The following is a 19959-nucleotide window of genomic DNA, read 5'->3' on the forward strand; positions in this document are numbered from 1 at the left end:
AAGAAAAAGATCTGGATGTTAATATTCAGATCTTTTTTTGTGATTAAATTTGGATTGCGTTTTAATTCTAACTAAACTAGAGTGTATTTGTTAGGAAAAAATAATAAAAGGGGTTATAAATCATGAAGAAATCTGCATTGTGGGGAGCAGTTTTAGCTTTTGCTTTACCAATGATGTTTGCTACGGCAACGCAAGCTAAAACGTATAATCAAAGAGGGGATGCTTTAGCTTTTTACAACGTTAATAATTTTAAAACGTTGGCGAATAGTAAATATACTGTTGGTAAGTATAGCTACGTTACCGACTACAACTCAATGACTAAACCAGTTACTATTAGAACTAAAAAGGGAAATAAAAAAAGTCAAATGAGTACCTACTTAAAATTGCCAGGTGGGCAATTAGGCAATACTCAAAGTATCGCTGTTACTCCTGATGGTCACTACGCTTACGTAATGTCAACTGTTGCTCCTGGTAGTAATACAGGTCAAATTACTCGCTTTAATATGCAAGCCTTAAAGAAATTAAAGGTAAAAGATTTAAATACATGTTTAAGTGGGACGAGCGTATTAAGCAAATACAAAAATTACGTTAAAGTTGGTCCTAAATTCAATACGGGGCATGGTCAATCACTAGCTTACAATCCCAAGAATAAACAATTATGGTTTGTTGGTAAAAATTCGATTAATGCTAATGTTCAACGAGTTAGCACCGCAAGCTTGAAACCTATTACTAAGATCAATTTCCGTTTGAAATCAACCGTAGCAATGGGAGAAAACCTGACCTTTGATAAAAAAGGAAATGCTTATTTCTGGGGTTACTCTACTGGTTCATGGGGGAGTCGCTCACCTAAGAAATCAATTAAGTACTATAAGGGAAAGATTGGTAGTAAGTCAGTTAAATTTAACTTGGTAATGCAGGGCATTAAAAATGGTCCTGGTGCAATTCCACAAGCCATTAGTTACAATCCTAAGAGTAATCGAGTTTACTTTATTTCTGACGGTTCAATCATGTCTATTCCGGCATCTAAGGTGGGACATTTGAAGAATTCAGACGTTAAGGTATCGGTCTTTAATACTAAACGAGAATTTGAAGGAATGAGCTTTACTAGTAATGGTGAAGGCTACCTACTGGTTCATGATGTAAATGAATTAATGAAATTTAATAAAGGTGCAATCTAGCAAAAAAAGATCACTTGAGAAAACTTCTCAAGTGATCTTTTTTAATATTATCGATAACAAAAACACCCACTAGGGGTGTTTTTTAAGGTTAAGCTGTGATTACATTGACCAAGCAGCCATACCTTGTTGGTTGTAAAGACTTACAGCAGCATCGATTTGGTCTTGAACAGAACCGCCACTGATGTGCATGTTTTGGAACAATCCGTAGGCACCTGAAGTGCTGTTACGAACTGATGATTGCCAGTTTGATTCACGGTTAATGATGTAGTTCCAAGTTGAAGCTGAAACGCCAGTGCGTGCTTCCATTTGGCTTAATACGGCAGCGTGTGAACCAGTACCGTAGTTGCTGCTTGATGAAGTGTTAGCAGTATTTGCTGAAGCAGTGTTAGTGTTTTGAGCTGCAGTGTTGTATGAAGTAGTAGCGTTAGTAGTTGATGCTACTGGAGTGCTTTGAGCTTGGGTAGTAGTTGCAGTGGTAGTAGCAGCTGCTTGAGTGTTGTTTGAAGTAGTGTTTTGACCAACTTCAAGTTGTTGACCAACGAAGATAAGGTTAACGTTGCTCAAGTTGTTGCGTGAAGCAATACCGTTAACAGTATCGTTGTGTGAAGCAGCGATGTTAGCAACTGTGTCACCTGATTGAACAGTGTAAGTGTCAGCGCTAGCTGCCAAACTACCTAAACCTAAGAAACCTGCAATAACTGATAATGTAACTAAACTCTTTTTGATAATGATAACCACCTTTAAATTCTTTCTTTTGAAATTTTATTTTTCAAATCCTATGGACAACAATAATTAATCAAACAAACTTTACTTTCAACATAAGAGTCAAATGACCCAATATTTTCCGATAAAGTAACCTCCTAATAAAAGTTGCCAATACAACCTTGAATTATCGATTAATTAAAAATCGATTTTCGTATCGCTTCGAAATAACTATTCGATTTGATTACGCTGGATAATCATAACAAATCAAAAAAAATCGTCAACCCACTTTTGGAATAAGACAAAATTATTACAGCTTATTCATGTGATAATACTGGCCTTTTGTGAAATATTACAAAAATATTAAAATGAAAAATAGGGCCTAAATTAAATGATAATTTCCCATTTTAGAATCAAAATGGGGGGTGTTTTTTAAAATAAATGAGATTATCAAGATAATTTACCGGTAAATACCAATTTTGGGTGGGAAAGTGGGGATTATGAACAAAAAATGTGTTCATCAAAAATTCACAAATAATTATTTGAGTTTGTGAAACAATTGCTACCGGTTACAAAACCAATGGGAACGGGCGTTTACTAAGGTCAATAATTATTCGTTAGTTCTGATAATTTAACCGTTGGGTTTTAAATTCTAATTATGAGAAATTTCTAAGAACTCAGTTGAGTAATTGGTCTACCTAACTATAGTAGAAAATTTTTATTGGTTAAATTGCTGGTGTTTGATTCAGGATTATCTTTAATGGAACAGATTAATTGGTCCCTTCGCTTTTTGCCTTTTTAGTAATTGGCTATTACAATGAAGAAAACAGAAAAAAAGTGGGTTAAAAAATGGTTAAACAGGGGCAGCGAGCAGCCAGTCGGCGGCAAAAACAAATGAAACAACGATTAAAACAAAAAGTAAAACGTAGTCAACGAACAATTAATATTGATCAACTACCCGAATTTATGTTGGTGCGGTATGGATTGACACTGAAGAAACGGTTGCCCAAATTATCAGCAGAAACCCTGCAACGATTGCTACAAGCAATGTTAGAAATGCTTCCTGCTGGGGAGCAATGGTCATTAACACTGTGGCTGATAGATGTTTTAAAAACTATGAACAACCAACTACCTTGGCAGTTTTACCTATTAGTAGCTGAAAATTGGTCGCAATTTCAAGCCTTTTTAGTGCGGGAATTACCTGCTGTTCCACTAACTCAACCACTTATTATCAGTGACGAAGTGAGAGAAGTAGAGTTAATTACGATTGTTAGCCACCAGCTGGCTGTTAATTTCTTTTTGACCACTACTCAAAATAATCCGGCATTAATGCGGCAGTTGCCAGCAAACCAGATTGAAGAACTACAAAGTAGTCTTAACGACTTACAAGCCGTAGATTGGCCAAAGGTAGCTAGTTTATTAGGGCCAGTTGAACCGATGGGAGATGCAGGCACGCAAGCTTGGCTGACGGCGTTAAATCAATTAGCAGCTGAAGGGAGTAACTAAAATGCAAGCACATGAAGCCTTAGAATGCGTAGAATTAGTGCCGCTATTTCAGTCTTTACCACTAACACAACGGGAATCAGTGGCTGGATTGGTGACTCAACGACAGTACCAAAAGGGCGAAATTATTTACCTAGCCGCTGAAGATGTTGGCCGCTTTTTAATTGTAGAACACGGTCAAATTAAGTTGGCAACCATTTCTGCGAATGGCCGCGAAAGCATTACGCGGGTATTATCTAGCGGTGATTTTGATGGTGAACCAAATTTGTTTGGCTCAGGAACTCGTGATGTAACGGCAACAGCATTAACCGCCGCCACTGTTTGCCAAATAAGCCAAACGGATTTTCAACGGTTATTGACTGACAGTCCAGATTTAACGTTGAACTTATTAAAAACGATGAGCCAAAAGATCAAAGAATTAGAAACACAACGGGCGGTAGCTAAAACTAGCGACGTGAAGGGGCAATTAGCGCGGTATTTACTAGATACCCAAGCTAGTTTAGCTGAAAATCCGTTTAAATTACCGCTAAAGAAAAAAGATATTGCCACTTATTTAGGTACCACCCCAGAAAGTATCAGTCGCGCCTTAACTGAATTAAGCGACTTACAATTAATTCAAAATCAGGGTGGTCAGGTGAAAATTTTGGCGCCTGATGAATTATTACTTTTAATATAGTAGAAAAAATAAAAAACCGTAGTTTATTGATTGAGTAGGATCAATAAACTACGGTTTTTGGTTTTATTTTTTGTGAGTGTGATTAATAACTAAAATCGCTGAGGATTATAGTTCGGCATCGGTTGCCCGTGAGTATGATTCAAGGTCTTTTTGAACGTAACTTACGAAGTCTTCGAAGTTAACTTCTTTACTATCTTCATGACCGTATTGACGGACTGAAACGGTGTTATCGTTCATTTCAGCGTCCCCAACAACTAACGTATATGGAATCTTATTAGTTTGGGCGTCACGAATTAGGTAACCCATCTTTTCTGGACGAGCATCTACATCAGAACGAATGTGGTGACGACGAAGGTCTTCGTTAAGTTTTTCAGCATATTCACCATGCTTTTGTTCACTAACTGGAATGATCCGAACTTGGTGTGGAGCAAGCCAAGTTGGGAAGGCCCCCTTGTAAATTTCAGTTAGGTAAGCAGTGAATCGTTCCATAGTTGAAATGATTCCACGGTGAATCATAACTGGGCGGTGTTGTTCACCATCTTCACCAACGTAGTGAAGGTCAAATTGTTCTGGCAACATGAAGTCTAATTGGATAGTTGAAAGGGTTTCTTCATTGCCAAGGGCAGTCTTAGTTTGAACGTCCAACTTAGGACCGTAGAAGGCAGCTTCCCCTTCGGCTTCAGTGTATTCCAAGCCCATGTCATCCATGGCACTCTTCAACATGCTTTGAGCGCGGTTCCACATTTCGTCATCGTCAAAGTATTTTTCAGTGTTTTCAGGATCTCTGTAACTCAAACGGAAAGTGTAGTCGTTGATATCGAAATCATGGTAGACAGATACCATCAACTTCAAGATGCTTTGGAATTCTTTTTCGATTTGTTCCAAGGCAACGAAAGTATGACCATCATTTAATTCCATTTCCCGAACTCGTTGCAATCCACTAAGAGCACCAGATTTTTCGTAACGGTGCATCATACCGATTTCAGCAATTCGAAGTGGAAGTTCACGGTATGAACGGATGTGGTGCTTGTAAATTTGGATATGGGAAGGACAGTTCATAGGACGAAGTTCAAGCATTTCACCTTCGCCCATGTCCATTGGTGGGAACATGTCTTCACGGTAGTGATCCCAGTGACCAGATTGCTTGTAAAGGTCAAGGTTAGCAAGCACTGGAGTATAAACGTGTTGGTAACCAGATTCAACTTCACGGTCAATGATGTAACGTTCAAGAGTCCGACGGATAGTAGCACCGTTTGGCATCCAGTAAGGAAGACCAGCACCAACTTTAGGATCAACGAAGAAAAGATCTAATTGGTTACCAATAACCCGGTGATCACGTTCGCGAGCTTCTTGGCGTTGTTTAAGGTCTTCATCCAAATCGGCTTCTTTGAAGAAGGCAGTAGCATAAATCCGTTGAAGCATTGGGTTTGATGACTTACCTTGCCAGTAAGCTCCGGCAACTGAAAGTAATTTGAAGAATTTAACAGAGCCAGTGTCTGGAAGAGTAACTCCTTCAGATAGGGCTTTGAAATCACCAATTTGGTTGATAAATACTTTGTTGTTAACGGCGTTATCTTTGATTAAAGCTTCTTGGTATTGATCACCGGCAACTAATTTTAAAGCTTCATCAACTGAAACTTCTTCGGTAGCAATTGGAAGTTTTTGGTCAATGATTTTCTTCATAGCAGCTGCTAAACTATCAAGTTCATCCACACTGATTTGAGTTTCTGGTTTGTCGGTATCAACAAAGAAACCATCTTCATCAGCTTCACTTTCACCAAATAAAACGTTAGGGAAGTTTTGTCTGATAGCCATTTTAAGAATTTGGGCACCAGTTTGACGTAAAACTTGAAGACCTTCTGCGTCAGAGGTAGTAAGAATTTCGATCTTGCCATCTTCATGAAGTGGTTGAGTTAATGAAACTAACTCGCCATCTAAACGACCAGCGACGGCTTTTTTAGCTAAGCTGTTAGAAATTGATTTGGCAATTTCTAGTGCGTTAACACCGTCTTCGAAAGATTTAACGTTGCCATCTGGGAAACTAAGTGAGATTTCTGCCATATTGATACGCTCCTTTTCTTATGGTGGTGAAACCAAAAAAGTCCCTAGAATGTCATTAGACACTCTAGGGACGCAATTAGCGTGGTTCCACCCATTTTACTTAATCATTAAGTACTCTAGCAGTTGTTAACGATTACTAACCGGAACGACATTATCCGTCATTCAACGATAAAAAGTGGTAACCACTACCTTCTAAACGAGCGAACTTCCAGGCTAGATTCGCTCTCCCTGTGATGAGAAGTAGGAGTCATGTCTCTTTATTTGCAATTGATTATGCCCGTTTTAAAAAATAATGTCAACCCCTTTTCCTAAAAAATATTCTGAATTAGAAACACTACAAGATATTAATTGTGTATGGATTAACAAAAATAAAAATAATGGAATTCTTGTTATTTTTTACACACAATGTGAAAAAATGTTCACAAATCTATGGAATATTGGACCATTCCAATATGTAGAAAAAAATAACCAATTTTACTCACAAATAAAGCGCTATCTTTTAATTTTGATTGTGAAATAAAAATTGTTTTATCGTTGATAACGCTGAATTAGTAAAATGTTTATACTCTTGGTGGGCATGATAACCGCGTTATATAAAGAAAACGGATACATTGGAGGAGAAAACCCAATTGAAAATCACAAAACATTCTGAAAATGATTGTGAAAAATATAATTAATTGTTGACATTTTTCATGAATGGCTTATTATAAAGATGCAATATAATTATATTGATAAATTTTTGTGAGGTGCTTTTCTATGAAGATTAGTGTTGTCAAGGAATTAAAAGAGGGCGAAGGTCGAGTAGCTGAAACCCCTGAAAACGTTAAAAAACTTGTTGACGCTGGTAATGAAGTCTTAGTTGATAACAATGCCGGTATCGGTTCAGGTTTTACTAACGAAGAATATGAAGCAGCTGGTGCTAAAATTGTTACACCTGAAGAAGCTTGGTCTGCAGACCTTGTTTTGAAGGTTAAGGAACCAGATAAAGCTGAATACAAGTACTTTACTGAAGGCAAAGTTGTTTGGGGATTCCAACATCTTGCATCATCTAAAGAAACTGTTGAAGCAATGATGAAGGCTGGTACTACTGCTATTGGTGCTGAAACAATCTTTATCGATGGCAAGCTTGCTTTACTTGCACCTATGAGTGCAATTGCTGGCCGTCGTTCAGTACTTCAAGGTGCTGCATACCTTGAAGCAGAACACGGTGGTGAAGGTATCTTACTTCCAGGTCTTCCACAATTCGGAATTCCTGCTGGCTACGTTGTTATCTTTGGTGGTGGTTCAGCTGCAACTAACGCTGCTGACATGGCTTTAGGTATCGGTTGTCACGTAAGTATCATCGAAAAGAACCCAGACCGGATCAAATGGTTGGAAGAAAACTACAGCGGCCAAGATGTTACTGTTCTTGAATCCAATGATGACACTCTTTCAAGCGAAATTAAGAAAGCTGACCTCTTCATTTCAACTATCTTAATTCCAGGCGCTCGTCCACCTAAGTTGGTTACTGAAGAAATGGTTAAGTCAATGAAACCAGGTTCAGTAATCGTCGATGTTGCCATTGACCAAGGTGGTACTGTTGAAACAATGCACCCAACTACCATTGATGAACCAACTTACATCAAGCATGGCGTTGTTCACTATGGTGTTCCTAACCAACCAGGTGCCGTACCACGTACTGCTACTATGGGTCTCGCTGCTGGAAACATTGATTTCTTACTTGAAATTGGTGAACGCGGTATCGTAGACGCAATTAAGACTAACGAAGCTTTGGCATCTGGTGTTAACGTATACGAAGGTAAAGTAACTAATGAAGGTTTAGCTAAATCATTAGACTTACCATACGTTGACCTTAACAGTGTTCTTTAATAATTGATTATTTAACAGTTTAGTAGATTAATAAATAATTTAACTCACGTTAGGAGATTAAGATTATGGCTTCAAACAAATTAGTAGAAAAAACCAATGATATTGTAGACTTGCAAGACATCCAAGAAGCTCGCGCTATTGTTAGCAAGTACGCTCGGAAAACTCCACTTGTTAAATCAATGTTTCTAAGTAATAACGTTGTTGGTGGCGACGTTTACTTGAAACTTGAAGACATGCAATTAACTGGATCATTTAAGTTCCGTGGTGCTAACAACAAGATCAATCATCTTAGTGATGAAGAAAAAGCTCGTGGTGTTATTACCGCTTCTGCTGGTAACCATGCTCAAGGTGTTGCTTTAACAAGTAAATTGCTTGGCATCGACGCAACTGTTGTTATGCCAGACGAAGCTCCACAAATGAAGCGTGATGCTACCCGCGGTTACGGTGCAGAAGTTGATATTCATGGTGCTACTTTTGATGATGCTCACCAATGGATGTATGAACGTGCTGAAAAAGAAGGCAAAACTATCGTTGATCCATTTAACGATAAGTATGTTATCGCTGGCCAAGGAACCATCGGTCTTGAAATCCTTGATGAAATCTGGGATGTTGATACTGTTATTGTTCCTGTCGGTGGTGGCGGATTGATTTCTGGGGTTGCCGTTGCTTTGAAGTCATTTAACCCATCAATTCATATTGTTGGTGTTCAATCAGAAAACGTTCACGGCATGGAAGCATCAATTAAAGCCGGTAAGATTGTTACTCATCACGATGATTTCACTCTTGCAGATGGTACTGATGTGGCAACACCAGGTGACATCACTTACCCAATCGTTCAAAACTTAGTTGACGAAATTGTCCTCGTTTCAGAAGACGAAATCGCAGAAGCTATGAAAGATCTCCTTCAACGGACTAAGATCGTTGCCGAAGGTGCTGGTGCACTTCCAACCGCTGCTCTTGAAGCTCACAAGATTGACGACAAGTGGTTGAAAGGCAAGAAGGTTGTTGGCCTTGTATCAGGTGGTAACGTTGACTTGACACGTGTTGAAAAAGTCATTGACCAATTCTTTGTTGAACCAGACACTTCTAAAGGTGTTGTTGGATAATTAGATTTTTAAGTAAGGGATGCGTTATCCACTAATTAATTAATAATTGATGGATTTGCGCATCTTTTATTTTGAAAATGATTGTGACTTTTTATACAATGTGTTTAGGGTCGTTTTGTAACCATATTTTTAGTACTTTTCAGAAAATAATTTTTGAAAAGTACTACTTGCAATTTTAAATTTATTTACGACTCATTCACAAGGTCATGTTTAAGTCTTGTTAAGGAGAAGATTCGTTATGGAAGAAAAATCAGGACTCAAAAAAACCATTACTTTTTGGCCAGCTCTTTCAATGGTAGTTGGTACCGTTATTGGTGCGGGGGTATTCTTTAAAGCTTCTGCCGTTACCCAATATACGGGGTCTAGTAGTTTATCTATGCTCGCTTGGTTTGTAGGTGGGGTTGTTACGATTTGTGCTGGATTAACAGGGGCTGAATTGGCCGCTGCTATTCCACAAACAGGTGGATTGACTACCTATATTGAACACACTTATGGTTCATTTTGGGGATTTCTAGCTGGTTGGGCACAAGGAATTATTTATTTCCCAGCTAACGTTGCCGCTTTGGCAATTGTTTTTGGGACTCAAACCTGTAACTTATTAGGTTTGTCAAATGGATTAATTGTGCCAATTGCCATTATTGCTGCAGTTTCTCTAACATTTATTAACTTCGCTGGTGCTAAAGCAGCCGGTTATGTTCAGACTATTGCAACGGTTGTTAAATTAATTCCATTGGCATTAATTGTTGTCTTTGGTTTCTTCCACCAAGGTGGAGGGGACTTCTCATTGTTCCCAGTTGTTGCTGGTCCACATCACAATTTCTGGACTGCACTTGGTAATGCTACCTTTGCTACCATGTTTGCTTACGATGGCTGGATTCATGTTGGTAACATTGCTGGGGAAATGAAAAATCCTAAACGAGATTTGCCATTGGCTATCTCAATGGGGATTGTTACTATCATGGCAGTTTACTTGCTAGTTAACGCCGTCTTCTTGTACATTTTGCCAATCAACCATATTGCTGGTAACTTGAATGCTGCTTCAGATGTTGCCGGGTTATTGTTTGGTGGTATCGGTGGTAAGTTGGTTACCATTGGAATTTTGATTTCAGTGTATGGTGGTTTAAATGGCTATACCACTACTGGGATGCGGATTCCAATGAAGATGGGTCAAGAACACAAGTTACCATGGGGTGACAAATTCTCAGAATTAACTAAGAACACTGCTGTTCCTTGGTTTAGTGGAATTATCCAATTGATCATTGCTTGCTTGATGATGCTTTCTGGTCAATTTGACTCTATCACTAACATGTTAGTATTTGTTATTTGGATCTTCTACGTAATGGCATTTATTGCTGTATTTGTATTGCGGAAACGTGAACCTGATTTGGAACGCCCATACAAGGTTCCCCTTTACCCAATCATCCCAATCATTGCTATTATCGGTGGTATTTTTATCTTAGTAGTAACCCTATTTACTCAATGGTTAACTTCCGCTATCGGAATTGTTTTAACTTTAATTGGGATTTGCTTCTACTACCCATTGAACAAAAAATATCATTTCTCAGAAAAATAAATATTAAAAAGCTCGCCAAGCTGGCGGGCTTTTTTTATTAGTTATAAAGGTTGGCTTGGTAAAACTGAATCAGTATAATGAATCCAGGAGGGGATTACAATGAAAATTGAAGCGATTAAAATTGAGGATCATTCAGCAGTTGAACAATTATTGAGGCAGGCTTTTACTGATACACCTCATGGATACGATGGTGAAGCGGAGTTAGTAACTGCTTTACGTCAAGACCCTAAGTATAATGCTAAGGCTGAATTGGTGGCTAAGGATGATGATGGCCAAATTATTGGTCAAGTACTGATTACGCCAATTATTGTTGATGGTCCCCAATCAGACAGTCATGGAGCTGCGTTAGCGCCATTGGCAGTTGATCCTCATTGGCAACATAAAGGAGTTGGTAAAGCTCTCATGCAAGCTATAGAACAGGTTGCTGAGGACTTAGGGATTCATTTTATTATTGTGATGGGGTGGCCAGATTATTATCCGCAATTTGGTTACGTTCCAGCTAGTCGATTTAATATCCGAGCACCGTTTGATGTTCCTAACGAAAACTTTATGGCTAAAGCTATTACCCCTCATGGCTTAGAAAATATTAACGGCACGGTGCGGTATCTGGATGCTTTTGATGGGGTGTAATATTGAATTTTGAATTAAATGGGCAAGTAATAAATCGCGAACCAATGGAGCGCTATATGAAAAATAAATTTCCGTTTGCAGGAGTTAAATCACCAGACAGAAAGCTGCAAGAACGGGAATTGTTGAAGCAAAGTCGTAACTGGGATACTGCAAACCTGATTAGCGAAATTCAAGCACTTTACCAGAAACCAGAGCGAGAATATCATTACGTAGCGATCGATTTGGCACAACGAAATTATCAACGCTTTTCGTTGAAGGAGTTAAAATCTTTATTGCTATTAGTTGACCAAAAAGCATGGTGGGATACGGTAGATAGTTGGCGCAAAGTATTTGCTAGTTATGTCATCAAATTTCCAGAATATAAATCCATTATTTTCAACTGGTTCTTTCAAAATGAAAGTATGTGGTTACGGCGCATTTCCATTATTTTTCAATTGACTGAAAAAGAAACACTGGATACGGAAATGCTTACGGAAGCCATTGAAGTAGATCAATATACTAATGAATTCTTCTTACAAAAAGCCATTGGCTGGGCGCTTCGCAATTATAGTAAAGTTAAACCAGGTTGGGTGGGCGATTTTATTGCTACTCATGAACTATCAAACTTGGCACAACGCGAAGCCAGCAAATATTTAAATAATTAACCTTGCTAAAAAAATCATTTTCGGCTAAACGAAAAAAGGCGCAAAGGCGCCTTTTTTTGTGTCTTAAAACCAGCAATCTGCTGAAATAACCCTCAGTCCGCTAAAATATTAGGGGGTCGATTTACATGGGCATGATTAAAATTACCGACGTGAACTTTCAATATGACGGGGCCGTGAATCCCGTTTTTAATAACTTAAATATCAACATCGATGAAAAATGGAAATTAGGCTTAATTGGCCGAAATGGGCGTGGAAAAACCACGTTACTTAAAATTTTGTTAGGGCAGTTGAAGTACCAAGGAGCGGTGCAAACTAACTTAACTTTCCGGTACTTTCCCCAACCAGTTAATGATCCTAAATTAGAAACTAGCGAAGTAGTCCTGCAACAAGCCCAGTTAGATGACGCTGAAATTTGGCGCATTCAAGCAGAATTACCGGCATTGCAGCTAAGTGACGACGTTTTGTGGCGGCCGTTTAACACCCTTAGTCCGGTCGAACAAACCAAGGTGCAGTTAGCGGCCTTATTTTGTCAGCCCCAAAGTTTTCAGTTGATTGACGAACCTACCAATCATTTGGATCAAGCTGGTCGACAAGTAGTAGCAGACTACCTGAAAAACAAACACGGCTTTATCGTGGTAAGTCATGATCGCCATTTTATTAACCAAATTATTGATCACGTTGTAGCAATTGAACGACAACAAGTGCAGCTGCTAAACGGGAATTACGATACTTGGCAGGCTAGTTTTGACCAACAAAACCAATTTGAAGCTAAGGTCCAGGCGAAGCTGCAACACGAAATTAAGCAGCTACAGGCTAGTGCAACCCAGACTAAACGCTGGGCTGGTAAAGCCGAAGGGCAAAAGCAACAGAAAAATCAAAAGGAACAACACGCTAATTTGGACAAGGGGTTCTTAGGTCATAAAGCGGCCAAAATTATGAAACGCTCCAAGGCCGCTGAGGATAAGGCTGAACGCGCTGTTTCCGAAAAACGCGAACTACTAAAAAACGTCGACGAAGTGTCGGCGTTAACAATGGCTTATCAACCGTTAAGAACTAATCAACCGTTACTAACGGTGACTGATCTTCAAGTGAAGCATACAAATGATTGGTTGGCTCAACCGGTTAGTTTTCAAATTGAAAAGGGAGAGCGGGTATTTTTAACTGGTAATAACGGAAGCGGTAAGTCATCAATTTTAACCGCGTTACAATTTCCGGACCAAATTGAGCACCGTGGAGCAATTACTTGGGCCAGTCAGGTTCGCGCTTCGTTTTTGGAACAAACCTTTACCGAACTCCGGGGATCGCTGACTAATTATGCTAAGCAGCACCATTTGCAGGTGGAGCAGTTCTTTAATTTACTCCGGAAATTAGGTTTTGAACGGGCTAGTTTTCAAACGCCGCTAGAAGAAATGAGCATGGGCCAACAACGCAAAATCGGGTTGGCCAGATCGTTAGGTGAATCTGCTAACCTCTACGTTTGGGACGAACCCTTAAATTATTTGGACCTCTTAACCCGCCAGCAAATCGAAGAGGTAATTCTAGCGTCTCAAGCGACCATGTTGATCATCGATCATGACGTTGATTTTATGAAACGGGTGGCTACTCAACCAGCGGTACCAGTGATTCCGCTAGCAAATTAAAAGGGCCAGGTAGTTTCGTCATAGGCAGTTTGCCAGAAATTAAGTTCAAAATAACTACTTCGAAGAAACGCGGTAATCATTTCTGATTGCACGACGCTAGTGGTTTCTTCACCTAATCGGTCGACAATGTCGATCATGGTGTTGGTAGCAACGGTGAATTCTGGACTAGCGTAGGTGTCGATAAACTGCTGATAAATTTTAATTGGTGAAGACTGTTGCACCAGCCGTTCACCGATTTGGTTATAGAGCCAGTAACAAGGTAATAAGGCCGCAGCTCCCTGAGCAGGATTGGTAGCTAATTCATGTTCCATGTGGGTGACGTAGTTGTAGGTGTTAGGAGCCATTGGGGTATTGGTTAACTCATCAGTGGTAATTTGTAGTTGTTGAAAAAATTCTTTCCGAACATCTTGTTCGCTGTTGTTAAGACCGTTAGCTTCGGCTTCTAAGAATTTTACGTCTGCTGGTTCTGCCAACTGCAGTGCTAATAAATGGTGCAGTCTGCTGAATTCTTTTAAGTAGTAAGCATCTTGTTTTAAGTAAAAACGGAACCGGTCCATGGGGAGGTTACCGGTAGTGAGTTCGGTAATAAACGGGTGATTAAAGCTGGCAGTGAATAGCTCGTCAGCCGCGGTGCGCATGTTTTCGGTTAAAGTCATAATGGTTATCCTCCTAAATTGGCTTGGCTTAATTGTAATATAAATTAAAGTCGTAAGGCGAAAATAATTACAGTCCATTAGGAAAATGCTACACTTACATTAAAGTTTAAATAAAATGAAGTGGAGGCATTCTTATGGATCGGTTAAAGGATAAAGTAGCAGTTATTACTGGCGGGGTAGCCGGGATTGGGTTAGGAATTGCTGAGTGCTATATTGCTGAAGGCGCTAATGTAGTGCTGACAGCTAACCATAACGTTGACGGTGGTAAAAAAGCCGTAGAACGATTTGGTGAAGACCGCGCTTTGTTCGTTCAACAGGATGTTGCTAACGAAAACGCTTGGGAACGGGTGATGGATGCTGCCGTTGATAAATTTGGCAAAGTTGATATTTTGGTTAACAATGCTGGTATCGGCGGCGCCGGAGGTCCTATTCAAGATACCACGTTGGAAGACTGGAATAAGGTAATTGAAACTAACCTGACTGGGAACTTCTTGGGCGAAAAATACGCTGTTAAAGTAATGGTAGATTACAACGATGGCAAAGGTTCAATTATTAACATCTCTTCCGTTGCTGGGTTAGTCGGCTTGCCAATGAGTCCAGCCTATTCAGCTAGCAAGGGTGGGACTCGATTATTAACCCACGCCACTGCGCTGCAACTGGCTCAACAAAAATTAAACATTAGAGTTAATTCCGTTCATCCCGGCTGGATCGATACTAATATCATCCCCGAAGACCAAAAGGATGCAATTATTCAAACCATCCCAGTGGGCCACTTAGGTGAACCTCAAGACATCGGTGAAATTTGCGTTTACTTGGGTAGTGATGAATCCAAGTTTGCTAATGGGGCTGAATTTGTGATTGATGGTGGCCAAAGGGCTTAATTAACATGGTAAAATCAAAAACCAGAATTTTGACATTCAGTCAGAGTCCTGGTTTTTTATTAGGTTAAGTTGGAAACAATTCATTATTTATTCATGGCAATTAAGAATAGAATCCCCGAAGAAACGGTGTCCCAAAGATAGTGGGAAATATAAGAAACCCAGAGATTCTTAGTACGAATGTATACCCCAGTATCAAAGAGCCGGCTCATCCCGATGACAATAAACATTTGAGCTAAATGCCAGTCGTAGGCTGAAAAATGAGCTAGACCAAAAACAAAAATAGAAACTAGTAAACCAATCCAAATTGAATTTTTGCGGCTTTGTCCGTAATACCGGTATGCTAAGGTAGCTGCCGCTAACATAGGGATGATGGCTAATAATTCTTCGCAAAGAAGACTAGGAATATCAGTCAGCACTTCGCGGATGAGGTTAGTGGTTAACTCACTTTTAGGCATGCCAGCCTTAAAGGAACCGGTGGTGATATTAGCGGCTACTAAGTTTTTAGAAATAGCTGTTAAAGTAAGTGACGTAATAATTGCATATAAATTTCCTAAGACCAGAGCCACCGCTCCGTCACCAATATCATGCCACGTTAATTTCTTGAAAAAACTACGTAGCGATCTGCCGGCTAACTCATGAAGCATTAAAATAAAAAGGATTAGTGGCATAACGTCCTGCCACAGGACGATGAGGGTTTCTTCCACCACTCCCTTGGTGCTCGTATCAATATCTGGCCAAAGAATTTGGGGAATCACCACAATTGCAAAGATGAGGGGTGGTAATACTATTAACCACCATAGATTCCGTTTAGCAAGTGGAGTTTCATCATCAAAAATTGGAAAAGTACGGGTATCATTTTTACGTTCTAAGAAAAAGCGATCATTATTCATCTTTATCCCTCCCTAGTTGATCAGTATAGGATTGTAATGGGATTGGTTCAATGAATTGCACTTGGGGAATAATTAAAATAGGGACGCTAGTTAACGGTTTATCCTAACAAATCACTAGTAAATAAATAGTAAAAGTGCTACAATTTGGCTAATGAAACCGCTACCTTGGATTTGATAGGAGGAAGTTAAATGACAGAAAAATCGTTATACCATACCTATGTGCATAATCAAGATGGATTAGTGGGTCTTAGTTACGTGGTGGGCCAAGAGGGCCTCTCGTTAGGGGTCAGCAGTTCGTTAGTTCCTGCACCAGGGGCTAATCCAGAACAGTTTATTGGGTTTGCCCTATCTACCTGTTTCAATGCTACTTTACGAATTGTGCAACGCCGGCTGAAAATGCCTATTAATTCTGAAGTACGGACTAGGGTGGATGAATTCAAGGATACTCAAGGATATAAATTTACCGTGGAAGCACAGATTTTAATGCCGGATTATAGTGAAGCAGATGCCAAAAAAGTAGTTAACATCGCATTGGATGAATGCCCAACCGCTAAACTGTTAAAAGATAACGAAGGAGTCACATTTAGGTTGGTTGACAACTTTGGTGAAGAACCCGTATTAGGTGAATAAATAAAAACCTTCCGTTGAGGAAGGTTTTTATTTTGGTGTTTATCCCGCTACTTTCATACTTCTATCAATTATAGAACGGCCAGTGGCATAGTCAAATTTGACTTTGGGCTGGACGTTAAAGATGTAGACGTTGAAATTAAGTTGTCCGTTAGTGCTTAAAGCCTGTAGATGCACCCCGCGGGCCATTAGTTCGTTCCCCCGGAAAATGGGCTGGGCTTCGTAGATCACTTTTTGATTTTGCTTTAAGGCACTTCTAATCATTTCTTCGTACTTAGTTTGGAGTTGTTGATTAGAGTAAGCTGATTGGGTGAAGAGATTCTTAGGGTTGTTTTGGTCCCCCGACTGGTCGCTGGGATCGTACTGACCGTTAGCGCTGATTCCCTTAGAAATCGAGTAAGCCATCAAGTGGCCCCGGTTCAAAATTGGCTCACCGTCCACAAATTTTTGGTGCCAACCGGTGGGTTCGACGTACTGACGGACACGCAGGCTACCATTGGCCAAATTTCGTTTTTCGAGGTAGCCGATATTGGCGGAACTGGTCCGGTTTAGGCTGTCTAAGTTTTGGTAGGTGACGTGGTTAGTCTTCCAACTGGCAGCTTTCAGAGTCGCTTTGTTGTTATTAACAGCCACTACTGGATCGGAACCGGACTTAAAATCTAATTCAGCTAACTTGCTTTGAGAAGCCACGTTTTTGCTAGGGGTGTTACTAGAACCGCCAGTTACACTGTTGATAACTGAGCTAATAACGTTACTACTACTTTTAGAAGAATCACCGTGTTGATTGTTGGTGTATAAACCACCGATTACCAGTAAAACGGCAACGATGACGGAACTCAACGTGGTTTGGGTACGTTTATTTCTTTTCGGCATGGGGAATCCTTTCGTAATGCATATAGTTTTCACGACTCATTATCTTACCATTTTTTAAACTTCTTGACCATGACTCCTAGGAGGCGAAATGATATAATTCACTTACTACTAACGAAATGAGGAACTAACTTGGATCAACAGACAATTATCGACTTTATCAATGCCTACGGGTATTTGGGAGTGGCCGGACTAATTGCCATTGAAACGATTTTTCCACCTATTCCGTCAGAATTAGTTTTAACCTTTACCGGCTACTTAACGACTACCAGTCAACTAAGTATCTGGGGGGCTGTAGTGGCAGCTACTTTGGGAGCCTACGCAGGAGCCGTGGTGTTATATTGGCTAGGGCGATTATTAAATGCGGAGCAAATTGAACGCTGGCTAGCAGGTCGGTGGGGCAAAATGTTACATTTAAAAGCTAGTGATGTTGCTAAAGCCGAAGTGTATTTTCGCCGTAAAGGTGGTTGGGCCGTTTTCTTAGGCCGTTTCGTGCCGGTAGTGAGGAGCTTGATTTCGTTGCCGGCGGGGATGGTGAAGTATCCGTTTGCTAAATTTAGCTGGCTGACCCTTAGTGGCACGTTGATTTGGAATACGGTTTTGATTTTGGTGGGCCATTATGCTGGTCAAGCTTGGCCTACTATTTTAGCGATTGTTGAAGATTGGTTGATTGTGATTGTATTAGTGGTGGGAATTGGCTTGTTAAGTTGGTTAGGGTATAAATATAAAAACAGACAGCGCACTCGGTAGAAGGCGCTGTTTTTTAAGGTAGTTTTACACTTATGATTTTAACCTGATACTTAAATTCGGGGGCTTGAACCGTAACGATTTCTCCTACTTGATGATTGCGGATAGCTTTACCGAGTGGTGAAGCAATAGAAATTTTGCCAGCGTCAATATCGACTTCGGGAGTTCCTACGAGCTGGTAATCGGCAGTGGTGAGGTCGTCAGTGAATTGAATGGTCACTAAATTACCGATTTCTACGGTAGAATTGGTGGAGGGAACCACTACTCTGGCATATTGTTGCTGCTTACGCAAAAAGCGGAGCCGACTTTCTAAATGGCGCAAATCTCGTTTGGCAGCACTATACTCGGCGTTTTCAGACAAGTCTCCTAGTGCTCTAGCAGCTTGAAGAATGGCGATTTTATTAGGCCGGTCAGTTTCTAGTTGATTGATTTCAGCTGCTAGTTGATCATAGCCGGCTTGGGTAATGGGGTTGAATTGGGGATCCATGCTTATTCACTCCTCTGGTTGTATTCTCTTCTATCCTAACCTAAAATTAAAAAGAAAACAGTATGAAGGAGGTGGAAATATGCGTTGGTTATTTTCAATTATGGTAATGCTCTTATTGATGCTTTGGTATTATCGAAATCGAGTTAATGTTAGCTTTTGGGCTATTTTTTATTTATTGGCGTTAACTTTTATCGTCTTTACCCCGTTGTCCATAAATGATTTTAGTATTTCCGTGATGCCTCCTGGAACTGGTCGAGTATCTTTAATTATTGATTTATGGCATTTTTCAGTGTTAGAAAATGTGGTTTTGACGATTCCATTAGGGGTGATTATTAAACGTTACCGTCCTAGTTGGTCATTGTTAGTAGCTGGATTAGTTACTGGTGGCTTAATCGAAACTACCCAGTACGTTATTTCTCATCTCTGGTTATTGAATCGTAGCTCTGATATTAACGATGTAATAGCAAACGCTGTGGGGGTAATGTTTGGCGGAGTTATGTATTTTGGTTATGCTAAAATGACAAAATAATAGGTGGCCTAATACCAGGATGAGTACTTTCATCAATGATATTAAGTCACCTATTTTTCATTATTAATGTTTAACTTTCTTCGGCGTCATCATCTGAAATGATCAAGAGGTTGTGAGTTGCATGGCGAGCAACGTAAGCAGTAGTGGAACCGATGGTAATTCTAGTAATAGCATCTACCCCGGATTTACCCATCACGATTAAGTCAATATCGTATTCGTCACTTAAATCATTAGCGATCAAGGTTTTCGGATCGCCTTTAACGATTAGGGTAGTGTATTTTATTCCACGCTGTTTAGCTGCGTCTGCAGCTGATTCTACGTGGCGTTTGGCAGCTTCATGCATTGGCTCAACGATTTGATCCATTAAGACGTTAGTATGGGCTTCAATGAATCCGTATTGAGAAATGCGTCGAGTATCAATAGCAGAAATGATCATTACTTCTGAATCGAATTTTTCGGCCAAAGTTAAGGCGTGATCTAAAGCTAAGTTAGCATTGTGAGAGCCATCGACTGGAACTAAAATTTTATTATACATAACTATTACCTCCAATTTGTGGTTTGAGGATTCCTTAAGATGGTTTAAGTTTACCTGGTAGTAATCATAAAATTCAAAAATAACGCCTGGACTGTAATCTCTTGTAATTTTATTTAATACGTTTGTAATTTGACATTAACTTGTCTGTAAATCCG

General features: G+C 39.8%; 20 protein-coding genes. 13 read left to right on the forward strand and 7 right to left on the reverse strand.

The window, feature by feature from the left end; translation table 11 throughout:
- The first annotated feature begins 122 nt into the window (after positions 1-122).
- On the forward strand, positions 123-1178 hold the full coding sequence (locus tag OXT66_RS01720) for a hypothetical protein (RefSeq protein ID WP_268595344.1): 1056 nt from the start codon (positions 123-125) through the stop codon (positions 1176-1178).
- Positions 1179-1277: 99 nt separating this feature from the next.
- Here the strand turns inward: OXT66_RS01720 and OXT66_RS01725 are convergent, their stop codons facing one another.
- Positions 1278-1916, reverse strand: coding sequence for a LysM peptidoglycan-binding domain-containing protein (locus OXT66_RS01725; protein WP_419146367.1), 639 nt, complete (start codon positions 1914-1916; stop codon positions 1278-1280).
- A gap of 813 nt (positions 1917-2729) precedes the next feature.
- Between OXT66_RS01725 and OXT66_RS01730 the strand changes: the two genes are divergently transcribed.
- A complete protein-coding gene (locus OXT66_RS01730) occupies positions 2730-3386 on the forward strand; it encodes a hypothetical protein (RefSeq protein ID WP_268595345.1) in 657 nt (218 codons plus the stop codon).
- A 1-nt stretch (position 3387) separates the two neighbouring features.
- The gene (locus tag OXT66_RS01735; protein WP_268595346.1) at positions 3388-4059 is read left to right on the forward strand and encodes a Crp/Fnr family transcriptional regulator; all 672 of its coding nucleotides are present in this window, start codon (positions 3388-3390) and stop codon (positions 4057-4059) included.
- A 105-nt stretch (positions 4060-4164) separates the two neighbouring features.
- On the opposite strand, the gene thrS is transcribed toward OXT66_RS01735, so the two are convergent.
- Complete coding sequence (thrS, locus tag OXT66_RS01740; RefSeq protein ID WP_268595347.1) at positions 4165-6120, reverse strand: threonine--tRNA ligase; 1956 nt, start codon at positions 6118-6120, stop codon at positions 4165-4167.
- Positions 6121-6876: 756 nt separating this feature from the next.
- On the opposite strand from thrS, the gene ald reads away from it, so the two are divergent.
- The 6 genes from ald (at position 6877) to abc-f (ending at position 13582) form a co-directional block, all read left to right on the forward strand.
- Positions 6877-7989 carry an alanine dehydrogenase gene (ald, locus tag OXT66_RS01745; protein ID WP_268595348.1) on the forward strand — a complete coding sequence of 371 codons (1113 nt, stop codon included), beginning with the start codon at positions 6877-6879 and terminating at the stop codon, positions 7987-7989.
- A 65-nt stretch (positions 7990-8054) separates the two neighbouring features.
- Entirely contained in the window at positions 8055-9095 is a 1041-nt protein-coding gene (gene tdcB / locus OXT66_RS01750; protein ID WP_268595349.1) for a bifunctional threonine ammonia-lyase/L-serine ammonia-lyase TdcB, read from the forward strand.
- Between the two features lie 238 nt (positions 9096-9333).
- Positions 9334-10668: an APC family permease gene (locus tag OXT66_RS01755; protein WP_268595350.1), complete on the forward strand. Its 1335-nt coding sequence runs from the start codon at positions 9334-9336 to the stop codon at positions 10666-10668.
- 99 nt (positions 10669-10767) lie between these two features.
- Positions 10768-11298 (forward strand): GNAT family N-acetyltransferase, encoded by a 531-nt coding sequence (locus OXT66_RS01760; RefSeq protein ID WP_268595351.1) that lies wholly within the window; start codon positions 10768-10770, stop codon positions 11296-11298.
- Between the two features lie 2 nt (positions 11299-11300).
- A complete protein-coding gene (locus tag OXT66_RS01765; protein WP_268595352.1) occupies positions 11301-11942 on the forward strand; it encodes a DNA alkylation repair protein in 642 nt (213 codons plus the stop codon).
- 125 nt (positions 11943-12067) lie between these two features.
- Positions 12068-13582, forward strand: coding sequence for a ribosomal protection-like ABC-F family protein (gene abc-f / locus OXT66_RS01770; protein WP_268595353.1), 1515 nt, complete (start codon positions 12068-12070; stop codon positions 13580-13582).
- Here abc-f and tenA read toward each other — a convergent pair.
- Positions 13579-14238, reverse strand: coding sequence for a thiaminase II (gene tenA, locus OXT66_RS01775; protein ID WP_268595354.1), 660 nt, complete (start codon positions 14236-14238; stop codon positions 13579-13581). The two genes, abc-f and tenA, sit on opposite strands and share 4 nt — an antisense overlap.
- Before the next feature lie 134 nt (positions 14239-14372).
- Here tenA and OXT66_RS01780 point away from each other — a divergent pair, with 134 nt between their 5' ends.
- Positions 14373-15119 (forward strand): glucose 1-dehydrogenase, encoded by a 747-nt coding sequence (locus OXT66_RS01780; protein ID WP_268595355.1) that lies wholly within the window; start codon positions 14373-14375, stop codon positions 15117-15119.
- 83 nt (positions 15120-15202) lie between these two features.
- Here the strand turns inward: OXT66_RS01780 and OXT66_RS01785 are convergent, their stop codons facing one another.
- Entirely contained in the window at positions 15203-16009 is an 807-nt protein-coding gene (locus OXT66_RS01785) for a CPBP family intramembrane glutamic endopeptidase (RefSeq protein ID WP_268595356.1), read from the reverse strand.
- 189 nt (positions 16010-16198) lie between these two features.
- Here OXT66_RS01785 and OXT66_RS01790 point away from each other — a divergent pair, with 189 nt between their 5' ends.
- The gene (locus tag OXT66_RS01790) at positions 16199-16639 is read left to right on the forward strand and encodes an OsmC family protein (protein WP_268595357.1); all 441 of its coding nucleotides are present in this window, start codon (positions 16199-16201) and stop codon (positions 16637-16639) included.
- Positions 16640-16678: 39 nt separating this feature from the next.
- Here the strand turns inward: OXT66_RS01790 and OXT66_RS01795 are convergent, their stop codons facing one another.
- Positions 16679-17509, reverse strand: a complete 831-nt coding sequence (locus OXT66_RS01795; protein ID WP_268595358.1) for a DNA/RNA non-specific endonuclease — start codon at positions 17507-17509, stop codon at positions 16679-16681.
- 129 nt (positions 17510-17638) lie between these two features.
- On the opposite strand from OXT66_RS01795, the gene OXT66_RS01800 reads away from it, so the two are divergent.
- Positions 17639-18256: a DedA family protein gene (locus OXT66_RS01800; RefSeq protein WP_268595359.1), complete on the forward strand. Its 618-nt coding sequence runs from the start codon at positions 17639-17641 to the stop codon at positions 18254-18256.
- A gap of 13 nt (positions 18257-18269) precedes the next feature.
- Here OXT66_RS01800 and greA read toward each other — a convergent pair whose 3' ends face one another.
- Positions 18270-18740, reverse strand: a complete 471-nt coding sequence (gene greA, locus OXT66_RS01805; protein WP_268595360.1) for a transcription elongation factor GreA — start codon at positions 18738-18740, stop codon at positions 18270-18272.
- 79 nt (positions 18741-18819) lie between these two features.
- Here greA and OXT66_RS01810 point away from each other — a divergent pair, with 79 nt between their 5' ends.
- Positions 18820-19269 carry a VanZ family protein gene (locus OXT66_RS01810; protein ID WP_268595361.1) on the forward strand — a complete coding sequence of 150 codons (450 nt, stop codon included), beginning with the start codon at positions 18820-18822 and terminating at the stop codon, positions 19267-19269.
- Positions 19270-19339: 70 nt separating this feature from the next.
- Here the strand turns inward: OXT66_RS01810 and OXT66_RS01815 are convergent, their stop codons facing one another.
- A complete protein-coding gene (locus OXT66_RS01815) occupies positions 19340-19804 on the reverse strand; it encodes a universal stress protein (RefSeq protein ID WP_268595362.1) in 465 nt (154 codons plus the stop codon).
- Positions 19805-19959 lie beyond the last annotated feature (155 nt).

Origin of the sequence: Lentilactobacillus senioris, assembly GCF_026798195.1 — a bacterium.
Taxonomy (GTDB): domain Bacteria; phylum Bacillota; class Bacilli; order Lactobacillales; family Lactobacillaceae; genus Lentilactobacillus; species Lentilactobacillus senioris_A.

What these genes read in the sequence shown, in the direction of transcription:
- OXT66_RS01720 (WP_268595344.1), top strand. Translation starts at nt 123, where the DNA reads ATGAAGAAATCTGCATTGTGGGGAGCAGTTTTAGCTTTTGCTTTACCA.
- greA (WP_268595360.1), bottom strand. Translation starts at nt 18,740, where the DNA reads ATGGATCCCCAATTCAACCCCATTACCCAAGCCGGCTATGATCAACTA.
- OXT66_RS01795 (WP_268595358.1), bottom strand. Translation starts at nt 17,509, where the DNA reads ATGCCGAAAAGAAATAAACGTACCCAAACCACGTTGAGTTCCGTCATC.
- abc-f (WP_268595353.1), top strand. Translation starts at nt 12,068, where the DNA reads ATGGGCATGATTAAAATTACCGACGTGAACTTTCAATATGACGGGGCC.
- OXT66_RS01760 (WP_268595351.1), top strand. Translation starts at nt 10,768, where the DNA reads ATGAAAATTGAAGCGATTAAAATTGAGGATCATTCAGCAGTTGAACAA.
- OXT66_RS01785 (WP_268595356.1), bottom strand. Translation starts at nt 16,009, where the DNA reads ATGAATAATGATCGCTTTTTCTTAGAACGTAAAAATGATACCCGTACT.
- tenA (WP_268595354.1), bottom strand. Translation starts at nt 14,238, where the DNA reads ATGACTTTAACCGAAAACATGCGCACCGCGGCTGACGAGCTATTCACT.
- OXT66_RS01780 (WP_268595355.1), top strand. Translation starts at nt 14,373, where the DNA reads ATGGATCGGTTAAAGGATAAAGTAGCAGTTATTACTGGCGGGGTAGCC.
- OXT66_RS01755 (WP_268595350.1), top strand. Translation starts at nt 9,334, where the DNA reads ATGGAAGAAAAATCAGGACTCAAAAAAACCATTACTTTTTGGCCAGCT.
- OXT66_RS01730 (WP_268595345.1), top strand. Translation starts at nt 2,730, where the DNA reads ATGGTTAAACAGGGGCAGCGAGCAGCCAGTCGGCGGCAAAAACAAATG.
- OXT66_RS01735 (WP_268595346.1), top strand. Translation starts at nt 3,388, where the DNA reads ATGCAAGCACATGAAGCCTTAGAATGCGTAGAATTAGTGCCGCTATTT.
- OXT66_RS01790 (WP_268595357.1), top strand. Translation starts at nt 16,199, where the DNA reads ATGACAGAAAAATCGTTATACCATACCTATGTGCATAATCAAGATGGA.
- OXT66_RS01810 (WP_268595361.1), top strand. Translation starts at nt 18,820, where the DNA reads ATGCGTTGGTTATTTTCAATTATGGTAATGCTCTTATTGATGCTTTGG.
- ald (WP_268595348.1), top strand. Translation starts at nt 6,877, where the DNA reads ATGAAGATTAGTGTTGTCAAGGAATTAAAAGAGGGCGAAGGTCGAGTA.
- thrS (WP_268595347.1), bottom strand. Translation starts at nt 6,120, where the DNA reads ATGGCAGAAATCTCACTTAGTTTCCCAGATGGCAACGTTAAATCTTTC.
- tdcB (WP_268595349.1), top strand. Translation starts at nt 8,055, where the DNA reads ATGGCTTCAAACAAATTAGTAGAAAAAACCAATGATATTGTAGACTTG.
- OXT66_RS01815 (WP_268595362.1), bottom strand. Translation starts at nt 19,804, where the DNA reads ATGTATAATAAAATTTTAGTTCCAGTCGATGGCTCTCACAATGCTAAC.